Source organism: Pseudomonas tritici (genome assembly GCF_014268275.3).
In the GTDB taxonomy this organism is placed as follows: Bacteria; Pseudomonadota; Gammaproteobacteria; order Pseudomonadales; family Pseudomonadaceae; genus Aquipseudomonas; species Aquipseudomonas tritici.
In genome coordinates this window covers 4,461,566-4,475,885 of the sequence record NZ_CP077084.1, presented here as the reverse complement: position 1 = coordinate 4,475,885, position 14,320 = coordinate 4,461,566, and the positions used below count along the sequence as shown (strand labels likewise).

The 14,320-nt window shown below is 59.9% G+C and carries 17 protein-coding genes; 4 read left to right on the top strand and 13 right to left on the bottom strand.

What is annotated here, in order from left to right:
* Positions 1–7: 7 nt before the first annotated feature.
* From HU722_RS20310 to HU722_RS20280, 7 genes are all read right to left on the bottom strand, one after another.
* Positions 8–262, bottom strand: coding sequence for a phosphopantetheine-binding protein (locus HU722_RS20310; protein WP_065873343.1), 255 nt, complete (start codon positions 260–262; stop codon positions 8–10).
* On the bottom strand, positions 240–1,835 hold the full coding sequence (locus HU722_RS20305) for a class I adenylate-forming enzyme family protein (protein WP_225930645.1): 1,596 nt from the start codon (positions 1,833–1,835) through the stop codon (positions 240–242). Before HU722_RS20305 ends, HU722_RS20310 begins: the two co-directional genes overlap by 23 nt.
* 11 nt (positions 1,836–1,846) lie before the next feature.
* The gene (locus HU722_RS20300) at positions 1,847–2,824 is read right to left on the bottom strand and encodes a beta-ketoacyl-[acyl-carrier-protein] synthase family protein (RefSeq protein ID WP_065873341.1); all 978 of its coding nucleotides are present in this window, start codon (positions 2,822–2,824) and stop codon (positions 1,847–1,849) included.
* Between the two features lies 1 nt (position 2,825).
* Positions 2,826–3,734 (bottom strand): hypothetical protein, encoded by a 909-nt coding sequence (locus tag HU722_RS20295; protein WP_065873340.1) that lies wholly within the window; start codon positions 3,732–3,734, stop codon positions 2,826–2,828.
* Between the two features lie 10 nt (positions 3,735–3,744).
* Complete coding sequence (locus HU722_RS20290; RefSeq protein ID WP_065891063.1) at positions 3,745–5,052, bottom strand: type III PLP-dependent enzyme domain-containing protein; 1,308 nt, start codon at positions 5,050–5,052, stop codon at positions 3,745–3,747.
* Positions 5,033–5,338: a hypothetical protein gene (locus HU722_RS20285; RefSeq protein ID WP_186752060.1), complete on the bottom strand. Its 306-nt coding sequence runs from the start codon at positions 5,336–5,338 to the stop codon at positions 5,033–5,035. Before HU722_RS20285 ends, HU722_RS20290 begins: the two co-directional genes overlap by 20 nt.
* A 193-nt stretch (positions 5,339–5,531) precedes the next feature.
* The gene (locus tag HU722_RS20280) at positions 5,532–6,419 is read right to left on the bottom strand and encodes a LysR family transcriptional regulator (RefSeq protein ID WP_065873337.1); all 888 of its coding nucleotides are present in this window, start codon (positions 6,417–6,419) and stop codon (positions 5,532–5,534) included.
* 111 nt (positions 6,420–6,530) lie between these two features.
* Here HU722_RS20280 and HU722_RS20275 point away from each other — a divergent pair, with 111 nt between their 5' ends.
* Genes HU722_RS20275 through HU722_RS20265 form a run of 3 tightly spaced genes read left to right on the top strand, consistent with a single transcriptional unit; the run spans position 6,531 to position 9,467 of the window.
* Positions 6,531–7,823: a CitMHS family transporter gene (locus HU722_RS20275; protein ID WP_065880814.1), complete on the top strand. Its 1,293-nt coding sequence runs from the start codon at positions 6,531–6,533 to the stop codon at positions 7,821–7,823.
* 1 nt (position 7,824) lies between these two features.
* The gene (locus HU722_RS20270) at positions 7,825–9,150 is read left to right on the top strand and encodes an acyclic terpene utilization AtuA family protein (RefSeq protein ID WP_065910855.1); all 1,326 of its coding nucleotides are present in this window, start codon (positions 7,825–7,827) and stop codon (positions 9,148–9,150) included.
* On the top strand, positions 9,147–9,467 hold the full coding sequence (locus HU722_RS20265) for an AtuA-related protein (RefSeq protein ID WP_065873334.1): 321 nt from the start codon (positions 9,147–9,149) through the stop codon (positions 9,465–9,467). The genes HU722_RS20270 and HU722_RS20265 overlap by 4 nt, the downstream gene beginning before the upstream one ends.
* A 22-nt stretch (positions 9,468–9,489) precedes the next feature.
* On the opposite strand, the gene HU722_RS20260 is transcribed toward HU722_RS20265, so the two are convergent.
* From HU722_RS20260 to HU722_RS20240, 5 genes are all read right to left on the bottom strand, one after another.
* Positions 9,490–9,861 (bottom strand): glutathione S-transferase N-terminal domain-containing protein, encoded by a 372-nt coding sequence (locus HU722_RS20260; RefSeq protein WP_065873333.1) that lies wholly within the window; start codon positions 9,859–9,861, stop codon positions 9,490–9,492.
* 102 nt (positions 9,862–9,963) lie between these two features.
* Entirely contained in the window at positions 9,964–10,509 is a 546-nt protein-coding gene (gene folE, locus HU722_RS20255; protein ID WP_003442011.1) for a GTP cyclohydrolase I FolE, read from the bottom strand.
* A gap of 78 nt (positions 10,510–10,587) precedes the next feature.
* A complete protein-coding gene (locus HU722_RS20250; RefSeq protein WP_065873332.1) occupies positions 10,588–11,145 on the bottom strand; it encodes a Smr/MutS family protein in 558 nt (185 codons plus the stop codon).
* A 75-nt stretch (positions 11,146–11,220) separates the two neighbouring features.
* Positions 11,221–11,541 carry a hypothetical protein gene (locus HU722_RS20245; RefSeq protein WP_065873331.1) on the bottom strand — a complete coding sequence of 107 codons (321 nt, stop codon included), beginning with the start codon at positions 11,539–11,541 and terminating at the stop codon, positions 11,221–11,223.
* 142 nt (positions 11,542–11,683) lie between these two features.
* On the bottom strand, positions 11,684–12,274 hold the full coding sequence (locus tag HU722_RS20240) for a cysteine hydrolase family protein (protein ID WP_065880816.1): 591 nt from the start codon (positions 12,272–12,274) through the stop codon (positions 11,684–11,686).
* Positions 12,275–12,513: 239 nt separating this feature from the next.
* On the opposite strand from HU722_RS20240, the gene prmB reads away from it, so the two are divergent.
* Positions 12,514–13,422, top strand: a complete 909-nt coding sequence (gene prmB / locus HU722_RS20235) for a 50S ribosomal protein L3 N(5)-glutamine methyltransferase (RefSeq protein ID WP_065873330.1) — start codon at positions 12,514–12,516, stop codon at positions 13,420–13,422.
* A gap of 72 nt (positions 13,423–13,494) precedes the next feature.
* Here the strand turns inward: prmB and HU722_RS20230 are convergent, their stop codons facing one another.
* A complete protein-coding gene (locus HU722_RS20230) occupies positions 13,495–14,301 on the bottom strand; it encodes a hypothetical protein (protein WP_065880818.1) in 807 nt (268 codons plus the stop codon).
* Between the last annotated feature and the right edge of the window lie 19 nt (positions 14,302–14,320).

Sequence of the window (14,320 nt, the reverse complement as noted above, 5' to 3'; positions counted from 1 at the left end):
CGTCCATTCATGCCGCCCGGCTGGCGAGTTTGAGTTCGATGAAGTTCGACAGGCTGCCCACGGTCTCGAAGTGCTGGTATTCCAGTGTGGCCGGGTCGAGCACCAGGTCCTCGATGCGCTCCTCAAGGTACATAATGAGTTCGATATACAAACCGCTTTCAAATCCCAGGTCGCGCTCCAGGTGTGTGCGCGCACTCAGCTCCGAGAGGTTTGACGTTTCCAGAACCAGCCCGATGGCTTCAATAATGGTTGGCGTATACATATTGGCTCCCTGTTTGTTGTGTGCTCCCGACGTTCAGGCTGTTCTCCCGGTGCGGCAGTAGGGCGGACAGCTGGCCGCGGTCAACTTTCCCGTTATTGTTTTTGGGCAAAGCCTCACTGAAGTAATAGCGGTGCGGCCGCTTATAGGCTTCAAGATGAGCCTGGCAAAAGGCTTTGAGCTGCGCGGTGTCGAGGGGCGCGACGCATTCGATACAGGCCACGATTTCGTCACCATAGACAGGGTGGGCAACACCGAGCACTGCGACCTGGAGCACTCCCGGCATGCGTTTGAGTACGCTTTCGACTTCCCGGGGAGCGACTTTTTCGCCATTGGTTTTCAGGATGTCATCGCTGCGCGAAAGGAAATACAGCAAGCCCTGCTCATCCAGCCGGCACACGTCGCCGGTGTAGAGGACCGACTCACCGGGCAATGGGCCAGGCCGCAGCTTCTTCGCGGTCTGCTCCGGGTTGCGCCAGTAGCCGCGCATCACGGTTGCCCCGCGGATCACCAGTTCACCCGTGGCATTGCTGCGGTGTGCAACGCCGCTGTCGTCCACCACCCAGAGTTCGGTGTTCGGGATGGCATAGCCCACGCTGTCTTTGTGCTGGGACAACAGGGCCGGGGGAAGCCAGGTACAGCGATGGCACTCGGTCAGCCCATACATGGAAAAAATCTCGGCTTGCGGGAAGAGCGAGACCAGTAGGTCGATGTCGCTCGCGTGCAGTGCCGCTGCGGTGTTAGTGATTTTGCGCAGGGAGGAAAAGTCATAGCGCTTGGCCAATGGCGCAATGATCGCCAGCAGTGTGGGAACGATCGGCAGGATGGTTGCTTGGTGCTTGACCAGCTGTTTGAGGGCAAACAATGGACGGCTGAAATCCTTTTCGATAATCAGCGTTGCGCCCACCTTGGTCGCCATGATCGCTTGATACAGCCCATAGTCGAAGCTCATGGGGATCGTGCAGAAAATCCGGTCGCTGGCTGCCAATTGCAAATAGGTGGCGACGGAGTCCGCCGCGCTGAGCATATTGCGCTGGGTCAACATGACCCCCTTGGGGTCGCCCGTCGAACCTGAGGTGTAGATCAGGCAGGCCAGGTCAATATCCAGTGCGCCCTCGACCACCAATGGCATCGCTGAGGTGATTGCCGCCATTTGTTGCAGGGAGAGCAGTGACGAATGACTTTCTGGCGCGTCGGGAACCTGGTCAAACAGCACGCGTAGTTCAAGGTCATTTGTCGCCGCTGCCAACGCGGCGGCTTGCCCTGACTGGGCAATCAGCAGGTGCGACGCTGCGTTGTCGAGTAACCAGCCGACTCGGGCCAGCGGCGTGTCCGGGTTTACTGGCACAAACACGGCCTGCAAATATTGCACGGCCCAAAAGCAGACGACGAAATCCACCCCGTTCGGCAGCCAGACCAATACCCGGTCGCCGCGTTCGACCTGCAGCTGGCGCAAGTAGGCGGCCGTATTGATCACGCGTTGATGGAGCGCGGCCCAGGTCACGGCATGTTCACCCTCGATCAGTGCTGTGCCCTCAGGGCACTGGTGTGCAGCGTGCACCAGCCACTGGGTCAAATGGTTTGTGCTCATGTCTGATCCTCATTATTCAATTCAAGAACGACGGCTGCAAAGGTGCCCGCGATGCCGGACGCCACGGCGAGAATAGGGCCTACGGCTACAGCGTTATCGCGGTGCGTCAGCAGGCTTTTCAGGTTGAGGAACGTGTCGCTGCAAAAGCAATGTCCCAACTGGTACAGATGACGGCGGTAAATGATGTCCCGGGAAAAGCCTGCTGCGTCGGCAATCCTGTCGAAGGTGGGTGGGCTGATGTGGTACGGGATCAGCGTACGCAGCTCTTCAGGACGTCGGCCAGCGTTCAGCAGCGCGGTGTTTACGGTTTCCAGCATGGTGGGAATGAAGGCATGATCGTAGGCGTTTTCACGTTCGCGACTGGTCTCGCGCGTCCGTGTGCCGTAGGCGGCCAGTTGCTGGACATGCATGCCACTCATGCATAAGGCGCCGGGCGAAGGACGTGCGCTGAGCAGGGTGGCGCAGAATGCTTCGCCGAAAAAGCCATTCTGATTGACGTATTGCACGGTGCCGTGGAAGCACTTTTCCCCCGTGATCAATAGGCCGCAGACGTTTTCCTGCCTGGCGTGAGCCGCTGCCAGTTTGGCATCGAGAAACTTCAGTCCGACCAGCGCCGACGCGCACGACGCTTGGGTAACAGAGAAAAACTCTACCTCTGTGCGCCCCAGAAAGCTGCGCACCTTGTTGGCCAGGACAGGCCCAAGATCAAAAGGGCTGGGGCTATTCAGAGAGTGCGCCCAGACCACATAGCCAATCTGCTCGAACAGTACCGGGTCACACTCGGCCCGGAACTGTTGCAAAAGCTGCATCATCAGGTCAGGCAAACCCTCGTGTTCAAACAGGCTGGCCGACTCCATCCGATGAAAACGGCCAAAAATTCGCGTGTTGCGCTCACCCCAGGCATATTTTTCTGCCAGCGCGGACAGCGGCGTGAGGTCTGCAGCGACCAGGCTGGTTATCGTATTGATATACATCTCAGGCTCCCGCCACAAAGCCGGCGCAGGACAGAGAGTCACCCTGTGCCAGCATCAGCAGAATACGGTGGCTGCTCGGCGCAATTTGTTCCAGCCGAGCCCAGGGGGCACAAGACAACAAAGACTCATCCCAGCTCTCGATACGGTGGCTCGCCAACGGCGCATGCTGGCGCAACTGTTCGGCAAAAACCGGCGTGGTCAGGATCAGCAGGGGCAGCCGGTCTTCGCTGGGCGTGAACATAGCCAGCGTGAGGAGTAGGGCATCCAGAGCCTGGCGCGTGGCCGGAAAAGGCACCTTGCGATAGTGTTTGAACGCGATGCTTCCAGGTTGGCCGCCGGCCCGTTCGCTCGGCACGCTGCGCAACAGTACAACGCAGGCGCTGGCTGCTGGGTTGAAACGGGCCAGGCCAGGGCAGTCATACATGATGGCGTCCTGGTCGGCGATCAACAGCAAGGCCTTTTTTTCACGGTTTTCACGGTGGCTGTCATCGAGGTAATCCTCAATGACCTGCAGTGCCAGGAACGTGCTGCTCAAGCCGTGATCGCTGAGAGCAATACCAAACGCATCATGGGCACCGGTCTCATGAATAATGGCGTTGGTTACCGAGCATCCTACCTCTACGTCCGGCGTCCAGTGGGCGAGCACCACCAGATCCAGGTCTTTGAGCAGGGCCTGGCTTGCCAGCTCGCCGACCAGCTGTTTGAGCATGACCTGGAATGCCTGGTTCTGTGCGGCGTACCAGCGAAAGGCATGGGCGTCCTGGGCCTGGCCCACATGGCCATGGGAGTGAAAAAAGCCGTTGACGAAGTCCTTCACGAGCTTCAGTTGTGCGTCGTCGACGGCGGGCGTGGTGGTTGGTTTTTCGAACTGGCGCCATACGATATGGGAACTCGCAAACTCAAGGGACATGGCGATTCCCTCAGGCCTTGGCCAAAGACAAACGCTGACACACCTGCGGAGCCAGCATGGTGTCTACGCTATCGGCTGTGCGGATCAGGAAGGCTTGGTCGTTTTCGACAAGCACTTCGGCCGGGTGACCAAAGCTCAAAAAGCCCACCGGCGACGCACTGGCACCATAGGCCCCGGAATGCGCGATACCGATCAGGTCTCCCGAACGAAGCTCAGCCAGCATGATGTTCTCGCCCAGCAGGTCCGTGGGCGTGCACAGCGGACCGGTCACTTGGTAGCGATGCAGGTCACCGGGCCGGGACGGGCCGAGGCGCGCCATCGGGAAATTTCGACGGATCAGGGAGTTGATGCCGGCAGCGCTGCCGTGGCAGTTTGCACCGCCGTCACACACCGCAAACCACTCTTCACGGGACGGTTTGAGGTAGTTGACCCGCGTCACAAAAATGCCTGCGCGTGCAATCAGGAAGCGGCCCAGCTCAATAACAATTCTGCAGTGTGGAAAGGCCTGTCGATAGTTATTCACCAGCGGAAGCAGTGCCTCGCCCAGGGCGGGCAGGTCGAGCGCTTTTTCCTTGTCGAAATAGCGCACGCCAAAGCCACCACCGACATCCACGAAGTCGAGGGCGATTTCATAGGTTTGCTGGAGTGTGGCGGCCAGTGTCAGGATATTTTGCGTATTGTTGGCAAGGGCCTGCCAATCCAGAATGCGCGTGCCAAGATAAATATGGATGCCCGCCAGGCGCAGTTGCGTCAACTGCCCGAGCAGGGCGAATGCCTGCGGCAATAGTTGCTCATCAATACCAAATTGTCGGGGCTTGCCACTCATCACCAACTTGGCTTTTTCGCCAGTGAAGTCGGGATTGATACGCAGGGCAATGTTTTGGATTACGCCCAGGCCCGCGGCAATATCATTGAGCAAGCGCATTTCTTCGATGGACTCGACCACCACGGCTTTAATGCCCGCCAGGCAACATTGCGTCAACTCGTTAATATGTTTTCCCGGTCCGACAAAAATGATATCGCTTGGTGCCACACTTTGGCGTAGTGCGATTTCCAGTTCCACCAGGGAACACACTTCACAGCCCGTCCCCGCCTCATGCAAGAGCGCAACCAAGGTTTTATTCGGGTTGGCTTTCAGGGAGTAGAAGTAATCGATGTCGTGGGGGAGCGAGCGTTTGAGCTCTGCAAAGTCTGTTTTTATCTGTGTGGCACTGTAGGCATAAAACGGCGTGGGTACGTAGTCTGCCAGCAGCTGATAGGAGATGTTTTCAATTTTGTCGGTGTGGATATAGCGACTATCAGGCGCAAAAGCTGACATGACTGAATTTCCCGTTCAATAACGATTCGATTCGATTGATATCTTTAAAGTTGTCGAACAGATCGTCATCGAGAATATCGAAGAAACTCTCGGAATTACCGGCGGTGGTGTCAACCCATTCACCAATCGCCGAGATAAGGCCAACTAAGTGGATAGAGTCCAATAGCCCCTGCGGTCCATAGATGTCTGCACCGTGGTTGATGGCCTGCAACTTATCCTGAGCAACGCCCAGGTTATGCAGCGATGCGAGTATAAAAGCCCGTGCCGTGTTTTCTGATGTGCTCATGAATGTGACAACCCCTTAAACGTCGTAGGCGTGATCATAGCCATGGCGTACACGGAGATTTGCTTGAAATTGCAAGGGCGCGCGTCGCTATCTTCTTATTGATAACGCCTGTTTTCGCAACGAGTGCGAAGCCTGTTTGGACCGGTCTCTTGAAGCTTTAATATCAGTCACAGCGTGTGCGCTCCGGTCCTGTCTACGACGGCGAAAGTTGCTCACTCAGCAAATCGAAACAGCGTTGCGCCGCCGGACTCAGCCCCATCCCGCTGCGACTGATCAATCCGATCTCCCGGTTCACCCCTGGGTGATCGATATTGATGCGCTTCAACCCTTCCAGACTGTCCGCCGCCGACTCCGGCAGCACACTGATCCCCAGCCCCTGGCGCACCAGCGCCAACACGGTCGACATGTAGTTGGCCTCCATTCCCGCGTTCATCGTCAGCCGTGTCTCGTCAAACAGCGCATCCACGTGCTCACGCACACTGCTGTCGCGGCCGGTGAGGATGATCGGCTGGTCCGCCAATTGTTCCAGGGTCAGTTGGCGATGGCGGGTGAGGGGATGATCCAGCGGTACAAACGCACACAAACGATCATCCAGCACCGGTACGAATTCCAGGCCGTGGCTGAGCCGTGCGCGCACGCCGATGCCGAAATCCACTTCGCCGGAACGTACTTGGGCGTGAATGCGATGGGCCACCAAGTCATGCAGGCGTACTTCGATCCCGGCAAAACGCTCGCGAAACAGGCGCAGAACCGGCGGCAGCGAACCGGCACACACCGAGGGCAGGGCGGCGATGGTGACCACGCCTCGGCGTAAGGCGGCGAGGTCCCGGGAGCCGGTGACGATGTTGTCCAGGTCCAACAGCAGTTTTTCCATGGGCCCGCGCGCCTCCAGGCCGGCGGCGGTGATACTGACGTGACGTGGGCTGCGGTCGAGCAGGGCGACGCCGAGCCAGTCTTCCAGCTGTTGCACCTGCACGGTCAGCGCGGAAGGCGACAGGTGCAGCTCATTGGCAGCCTTGGTGAAACTGCCCGTGCGGGCCACGGCAAGGAATGCCTGGATGTGTTGGATACTGTTCTTCATTTTGTTTTTCCGAACACCAGCTGGTGAATATTCCAATTTACAAAGAATAACCCGCTTCCAATACTCCAGGGAAAACAATAACCGGCCACAAAGGCCGCTCTGGAGTAACCCATGCTCGCTACCCTGGGTGTCATCACCATCCTGTGCCTGCTCGCTGCCGTCATGAGCAAACGCCTCTCGCCGCTGGTCGCCTTGATCGCTTTGCCGATCATTGCCGCGCTGCTCGGTGGGTTCGGCCTGCAAACCAGCGCCTTCATCATCACCGGTATCAAGAACGTCGCCCCTGTGGTGGGCATGTTTGTGTTTGCGATCCTGTTTTTCGGAATCATGACCGATGCCGGCATGCTCGACCCCATCATTGATCGCATCCTGCGCACGGTGGGGACGCGTCCTACAAGGATCGTCGTGGGTACCGCGACCTTAGCGTTGCTGGTGCACCTGGACGGCTCCGGCGCGGTGACCTTTCTGGTGACGGTGCCGGCGATGCTGCCGCTGTACACGCGGCTGGGCATTGATAAGCGCATCCTTGCGTGTGTCTGCGCGATGGCGGCCGGGGTCAACTTCTTGCCGTGGACCGGCCCGGTGCTGCGCTCCTCCGCGGCGTTACATGTGCCAGTGGCGGATTTGTTCCAGCCGCTGATCCCGGTGCAAATCGTCGGCCTGATCTTCGTATTTGCTTGCGCCTGGTGGCTGGGTCATCGCGAAGAAAAACGCCTGGGCCTCGGCGCCGGCTCGACCGTCGATGCGATGCCGCAGCGGGTGCTCAGTGACGACGACATCAAGCTGCGTCGCCCGCGTCTGTTCTGGGTCAACCTGGTCCTGACCGTGCTGGTGATGGTGGTGATGATTGCCGGCTGGGTCGACCCGGTAGTGATGTTTATGCTCGGCACCGTGGTGGCGCTGTGCATCAACTACCCGAACGTCGACGCCCAGCGCGCCCGCATCGATGCCCATGCCAAGACCGCGCTGACCATGGCCAGTATCCTGCTGGCAGCCGGCGTGTTCACCGGCATCATGCAAGGCACCGGCATGCTCAAGGCGATTGCCGAAGTGGCGGTGGCGCAGATTCCGGCCGGCCACGGCAAGTTGATCCCGGCGGTGGTGGGCTTTATTTCGATGCCGCTGAGCATGCTGTTTGACCCCGACTCCTACTATTTCGGCGTCATGCCGGTGATCGCTGAAGTCGGCAAGGCCTTGGGCGTCGACCCGCTGCAAGTGGCCCAAGCCTCATTGCTGGGCGTGCACACCACCGGCTTCCCGGTCAGCCCGCTGACCCCCGCGACCTTCCTGTTGGTGGGCCTGTGCAAGATCGAATTGGCCGATCACCAGCGCTTCACCATTCCGTTTCTGTTCGCCGCGTCGGTGTTGATGACCCTGACGGCGTTGCTCCTGGGAGTAATTTGAGATGAAAACCTTGCGCATCGGTTCCGGCGCCGGCTATTCCGGCGACCGTATCGAACCTGCCGTGGAACTGGCCGAGCGGGGCGACCTGGATTATCTGGTGTTCGAGTGCCTGGCTGAACGCACGATTGCCTTGGCGCAACAGGCGCGTATCAGTGATCCACAGGGTGGGTACGACCCCTTGCTGAGTGAGCGCATGCGCCGGGTGTTGCCCTTTGTTGGCCGGCCTGAAGGTCGCCGCCGCCTGCGGGTGATCACCAACATGGGCGCCGCCAATCCGGTATCCGCGGCTATTGAAGTGCGGCGGATTGCCGACGAGTTGGGCCTTGATCTTAAGGTGGTTGCGGTCGTCGGCGACGACGTGTTGCACGTGTTGCAGCCCGAGTTTCTGTTGGATAACGGCCAGACTGTCGGTTCCCTGGGCGAACGGCTGATTTCCGCCAATGCCTACCTGGGCGTAGACGGTATCCTGGAGGCGTTGCGCGCCGAAGCGGATGTGGTGATCACCGGGCGCGTGGCCGACCCGTCGTTGTTCCTGGCGCCGCAGATGTTTGAATTTGGCTGGGCGCCTGATGATTGGCGGCGTCTGGGGCGCGGCACGTTGGTGGGGCATTTGCTCGAATGCGCCGGCCAAGTCAGCGGTGGGTACTTTGCCGATCCCGGTTTCAAGGACGTGGATGACCTCGCGCGCCTGGGCTTCCCCTTGGCGGAGATCGATGCCGACGGCGACGCCTTGATCACCAAGGTTGCCGGCTCAGGTGGGCGGGTCAGCCGCGCCACCTGCGCTGAGCAACTGATCTACGAAGTACACGACCCGGCGGCGTACCTCACGCCGGATGTGACGGCCGATTTTTCCCAGGTGGGGTTTGTCGAGGAAAGCGTTGATCGCGTACGGGCCAGCGGTGCCGACGGCCGCGCGCGGCCCGAACAATTGAAGGTCAGCGTCGGCTATCTGGATGGCTGGATCGGTGAGGGGCAGATGTCCTACGGCGGCCCCGGTGCTGTCGCGCGGGCGCAGCTGGCGCGGGATGTAGTCCTCAAGCGCCTTGAGTTGATGGGTGTGAAGATGCAGGACCTGCGGGCGGAGCTGATCGGCATGGACTCGCTCCACGGCCCCCGCAGCACAGTTGAACCCTGGGAAGTGCGCCTGCGCGTGGCGGCCCGCTGTGAGGATCGCGGCGAAGCGGTGCGCGTTGGCAATGAAGTTGAAACGCTCTACACCAACGGCCCGTCCGGAGGCGGCGGCGCGAGCAAAAGCGTGCGCCAGGTGGTGGCCGTGGCGTCGTTGCTGCTGCCGCGCAATGCGGTCAACCCGAGGATCGAAGCATGAAGTTGCACACGCTGGCCCATTCCCGCACCGGGGATAAGGGCGATACGTCAAATATCTCGATCATTGCCTACCGTGCCGAAGATTATCCGCTGCTGTGCGAACAGCTCACGGCCGAACGCGTGGCTGAGTTTTTCGCTGGCTTGCGGGAACCGGGTGCGGCACCTGTGCGGCGTTATGAGTTGCCCAATGTGCAGGCGTTGAACTTTGTATTGCCGGGGATTTTGCGCGGCGGCGTAACCCGGTCACTGGCGCTGGATGCGCATGGCAAGTGCCTGGGTTCCGCGTTGCTCGATTTCGATTTGGTAATGCAGGACTAAATGTGGGATCGGCGTAACCCTCTCAGACCGCTGCAAACCGCTTGTCCAGGTAATCAATGATCACCTTGGAGTCATACATCCAGGTGGTCTGGCCATTTTCTTCGATACGCAGGCACGGCACTTTGATCTTGCCGCCTTGCTCCAGCAGGGTCTGGCGGTCCTGCTCGTTGTTCTTCGCATCCTTCAATGCCACCGGCACATTCAGGCGGTGCAGGGTGCGGCGGGTCTTCACGCAGAACGGGCAGGCATGGAATTGATAGAGCGTCAGCTCCTTGGCTGCCGCATTCACCAACGCCTGCTGCTCGGCAGGGCGCTGCTTTTTGCGCGGACGGGTAAGAAAGTCGCCCGCGATGATGACGTGGCCGAGGCCCACTCGAAGTGCTTTGACGAACATGGCTGAAACCTCTTGCCCGATACAGAAGGGGCCGCAGCTTACCTCAATTTGGCAGGCGAAAAAAAACCGGCGATGAACGCCGGCTTTTTCGTATGCAGCCTGTTACTTGATCAGGCTGAGGAATTCGCTGCGGGTGGCCGCGTTTTCGCGGAACTCACCCAGCATCACCGAGGTGATCATCGACGAATTCTGTTTCTCGACACCGCGCATCATCATGCACATGTGCTTGGCTTCAATCACCACGGCCACACCCAGGGCGCCGGTCACTTGCATCACGGCATCGGCGATCTGGCGGCTGAGGTTCTCCTGGATTTGCAGGCGACGGGCGTACATGTCGACGATCCGCGCAACCTTTGACAGGCCCAGCACCTTGCCGCTCGGGATATACGCCACGTGGGCCTTGCCGATAAACGGCAGCAGGTGGTGTTCGCACAGCGAGTACAACTCGATGTCCTTGACCAGCACCATTTCGCTGTTGTCGGAGCTGAACAAGGCACCATTGGTGACTTCTTCGAGCGTCTGTTCATAGCCGCGGCAAAGGTACTGCATCGCCTTGGCGGCACGTTTTGGCGTGTCGAGCAGGCCCTCGCGGGAAACGTCCTCGCCGAGTTGGCCGAGGATCGCGGTGTAATTTTGTTCCAGGGACATGAAACTACCTGTGGGGTTTTCGCAAAGCGCAAGGTTACGGTGGCGGACACATCGCTGCAAGCCTGACGAGGGCACTTGTTACTCGTCACGCCCTTCCATCATGGTGCGCTTGAGCATCACATACACTGCCCCCGCGCCGCCGTGGCGGGCCTGGCACGAGGTAAAGCCGAGCACCTGGGCGTGCTGGCGCAGCCAGGTGTTGACGTGGCTCTTGATCATTGGCCGCTTGCCGTCCAGGCGCACGGCTTTGCCGTGGGTAACGCGCACGCAGCGGATTTCGAATTTGGTCGCTTCGGCCAGGAAGGCCCAGAGGGTTTCGCGGGCTTTTTCCACGGTCATGCCGTGCAGGTCGAGGCTGCCTTCGAAGGGGATCTGGCCGGCCTTGAGCTTGCGCATCTGGCTTTCCTGCACGCCATCGCGAGCCCACATCAGCTCGTCTTCGGGGCCGACATCGATCACGAACTGGTCCGACAGGCCATCCACGGTGGTGGCGTCGGTGCGCACGGTCGCGGCCTGGCGCAGTTTGGCGAGCTGCGCCCGGTCGGCCTTGGGTTTGCCGGTGTCGGCGCGATCGTGCTTGATCGGCTTGACGCCGCGCAGCTCGTTTTTGAACAGGGAAAAGTCGTCGTCGTGCATGTTGGCCTCCGCGAAGGGCGGGCAGTTTACCTAAATCGCGGCGGCCAGGGCGCAGGAAACGCTATCCAAGCGCCATCAGTCGTGCTTTTTCATCAGATGCGAAGCGATGTTCAGCGACAACGGCTGGCGCATTTTCCGACGGCTGCGCCGCCACAACCACACGCCCAGCCACAGCACCAACAACCCGATCACCAACAGAATCGCCGAACCGCCAGGGCTGGCATTCAGCTCGCCAAGGGCCGGCGAGTGACCAAACAGACCGGCGCCACCAGCACCAGCCAACAGCACACCAATAATCGCCAGCAGCGCGGCAATGCCGGCCACCAGGCGCAGACGCCAGTTGCTCGGGCCCTTGGGGCGCAAGCGACGAGCATCAAAACCATCGGATATCTTCATTCCGACCTTTCCTCCAGGGTATCGGCCCTTCGACCGGACAATACACAGGTTGTTCCGGGGGGAGGGGTAAATGCGCCAAATGAAAAGGCTTTGCGGATGAGCGGGGCAATAAACACTGTCGCGCCGCTCATCAAAAGGTCGATCAGATCAGATCTTTGGTCTGCGCGAGAGTGGCAAAGTTGTCGGCCATGATCGCCATTTCAGTTTGCTGCACATGCTCGGCGCTCAGGATGCCGCCTTTGTAAGGCAGGTCACGGGTGGCGCAGGCGTCTTCCACCAGGGTGCAGCGAAAGCCCAGGTTCTTGGCGGCACGCACGGTGGTGCTGACGCTGGAGTGGCTCATGAAACCGCAGACGATCAAGTCCAGGGGGCCGAGGTCTTGCAGGTGTTTTTCCAGGCCCGTGCCGTGAAAGGCGCTGGGCAGCAGCTTGCCGATGATGGTTTCGTCGCCAAGAGGCTCGAGGCCGGGAATGAACTCACCGCGCTCGCCCTGGGGGTCAAACAGGCCACCCACGGTGCCCAGATGGCGTACATGCACGATCGGTCGCCCGGCATTGCGTGCCGCTGCAACGAGTTGCTTGATGTTTTCGACAGCCGCGTCCATGCCCGAGAGGGCGAGTGGACCGCTGAGGTATTCCTTCTGGGCGTCGATGATCACGAGAGTCGCATGGGCAAGGTTCGCTGCTGCGTAACCGCGACCGCTGAGTTGAAACATCGTCTTTGGAACGGACATTCTGGGGCTCCTGTGAGGGGGGCTTTTGCGACATTGTCCACTGGCTGAGCGGTTCTGTGAATCGCTACGATCGTAAGGTACGCCGTTGTTGACGTGCAGCCATGTCAATAGGTGGGCTTGTTTAACACAATGATGGCAATTTGCATGAATTCCGACGGGTGGCGACAGGTTTTCGTACATCGTCGGTACGGGCTAAGGCTGTTAGAATCGCCAGTCGTTTTTTCCAGGAGCTTGCCCCCGTGACCACTTCCCGCCTGCGCACCTTGCGCGACCATATCCGTTGGGCTGTCAGCCGTTTTCATGGGGAAGACCTGTTTTTTGGCCATGGCACCGACAATGCCTGGGACGATGCCCGGCAATTGGTGCTCGGTGCCTTGCACCTGCCATGGGAAATTGCCGACAGTTACCTGGATTGCAACCTGGAAGAAGAGGAAGTCGCGCACCTGCAACGGTTGCTGCACCGCCGGATCCACGAACGCGTGCCGACGCCTTATCTGATTGGCGAGGCTTGGTTCTGTGGCCTGTCATTTATCGTCGATGAGCGCGTGCTGATCCCGCGTTCGCCGATCGGCGAGCTGATCGAAAACCGCTTCGCGCCTTGGCTGGCCCAGCCACCGGCACGCATCCTCGACCTGTGCACCGGCTCCGGCTGCATCGGCATCGCCTGTGCCTACGAGTTCCAGGACGCCGAGGTGGTGCTGGGGGACTTGTCCTTCGAAGCCCTGGAAGTGGCTAACCAGAACATCGAGCGTCATGGCGTCGATGAGCGCGTGTATACCGTACAGGGCGACGGCTTCGACGGCCTGCCGGGCCAGCGCTTTGACCTGATCGTGTCCAACCCGCCGTATGTGGATGCCGAAGACTTTGCCGACATGCCTGACGAATACCAGCACGAGCCGGAGCTGGGCCTGGCTTGCGGCGATGATGGCTTGAACCTCGTGCGGCGCATGCTGGCCGAAGCGGCGGACCACTTGACCGAGAAGGGGTTGCTGATGGTTGAAGTGGGCAACAGCCAGGTCCACGTCGAAGCGTTGTACCCGGAAGTGGATTTTGCCTGGCTGGATTTCCAGCGCGGTGGGCATGGGGTGTTTATGTTGACGGCGGAGCAGTGCCGCCAACATCAGGCGGTGTTTGCCGCCCGCGTTTAACCTAATCGCAAGATAGAAACGCGGTCAATGTGGGAGCCAGCTTCCACATGTTTGACCGCATTTCAGCGGCTGTCAGCGGTGCGTCGCAATCCAGATCAACAACCCCGCCTGAAACACCGTAAACGCCACCAGGCACGTGATGGTAAAACGTAACCCGCTGTCCTCACGCTTGAACTTGGTGACTTTTTCCTCTTCCTTGCGCAGCTTCACTTCCTGTTCCATCAGGTTCTGTTCGGCCTGTTGCAGCATCTGCGCTGCTTCAAGAATCTCCACGAACTGCACCTTCTCGGTGTTCCAGCTGTCCAGCACGTCGCTGACCTTGCCCGGCTGCACATTGCCCTTGAGGTGCTGCACGTCGGCGTAGGCCACATCAAAACCCTGGATGCGCAAGAAGTGATCGCGGCGCAGGCGTGTCGCTTCGTTCAATGCGTCCTTGTTGGACAGGTCCACGCCGTCGACGCGATAGTGCGACCACTTCTTCTTCGCCCACGCGGCGGCTTGGGCGACCAGGAAGCGGCCGATACCGCGGTTCGCCGGTTCGATTTCCAGGCTGTTGCCCGGGCCGAAGTGCACGCGGTGCTTGTCGTGGTCGACCCAGATATCCAGGTGATTCTGCTCACGGCGCACGCGCTGGCCCGGCAGTTGGATGACCATGCGCAGCAGGCTATGGTGCTTGTCATTGCGCTCGGCGTAACCGAATTGCACGAACCGCAACGGCCGCACGCCCGTGGCCCGGTCGGTGGCCAAGGGGGCCAGGCGCAGCATCTTGAAATGCTCGGCCTGAACATCCGCCCATGGCAGGGGCGCCGCGTCGACGGCCTCGGTTTTTTCAGCCGAGGTTTCGGCAGTAGGTTCCGGTGTTGCTTCAGTGGTTGTCATGCGGCGCGATCCTGTCCAA

Bases quoted from the DNA above. Each gene is read 5' to 3' on its own strand.
- HU722_RS20290 (WP_065891063.1), bottom strand. From the start codon at position 5,052: ATGTCAGCTTTTGCGCCTGATAGTCGCTATATCCACACCGACAAAATT.
- HU722_RS20240 (WP_065880816.1), bottom strand. From the start codon at position 12,274: ATGTCCGTTCCAAAGACGATGTTTCAACTCAGCGGTCGCGGTTACGCA.
- HU722_RS20250 (WP_065873332.1), bottom strand. From the start codon at position 11,145: ATGCACGACGACGACTTTTCCCTGTTCAAAAACGAGCTGCGCGGCGTC.
- HU722_RS20285 (WP_186752060.1), bottom strand. From the start codon at position 5,338: ATGAGCACATCAGAAAACACGGCACGGGCTTTTATACTCGCATCGCTG.
- HU722_RS20245 (WP_065873331.1), bottom strand. From the start codon at position 11,541: ATGAAGATATCCGATGGTTTTGATGCTCGTCGCTTGCGCCCCAAGGGC.
- HU722_RS20270 (WP_065910855.1), top strand. From the start codon at position 7,825: ATGAAAACCTTGCGCATCGGTTCCGGCGCCGGCTATTCCGGCGACCGT.
- HU722_RS20275 (WP_065880814.1), top strand. From the start codon at position 6,531: ATGCTCGCTACCCTGGGTGTCATCACCATCCTGTGCCTGCTCGCTGCC.
- HU722_RS20280 (WP_065873337.1), bottom strand. From the start codon at position 6,419: ATGAAGAACAGTATCCAACACATCCAGGCATTCCTTGCCGTGGCCCGC.
- HU722_RS20230 (WP_065880818.1), bottom strand. From the start codon at position 14,301: ATGACAACCACTGAAGCAACACCGGAACCTACTGCCGAAACCTCGGCT.
- HU722_RS20265 (WP_065873334.1), top strand. From the start codon at position 9,147: ATGAAGTTGCACACGCTGGCCCATTCCCGCACCGGGGATAAGGGCGAT.
- HU722_RS20260 (WP_065873333.1), bottom strand. From the start codon at position 9,861: ATGTTCGTCAAAGCACTTCGAGTGGGCCTCGGCCACGTCATCATCGCG.
- folE (WP_003442011.1), bottom strand. From the start codon at position 10,509: ATGTCCCTGGAACAAAATTACACCGCGATCCTCGGCCAACTCGGCGAG.
- HU722_RS20310 (WP_065873343.1), bottom strand. From the start codon at position 262: ATGTATACGCCAACCATTATTGAAGCCATCGGGCTGGTTCTGGAAACG.
- HU722_RS20295 (WP_065873340.1), bottom strand. From the start codon at position 3,734: ATGTCCCTTGAGTTTGCGAGTTCCCATATCGTATGGCGCCAGTTCGAA.
- HU722_RS20300 (WP_065873341.1), bottom strand. From the start codon at position 2,824: ATGTATATCAATACGATAACCAGCCTGGTCGCTGCAGACCTCACGCCG.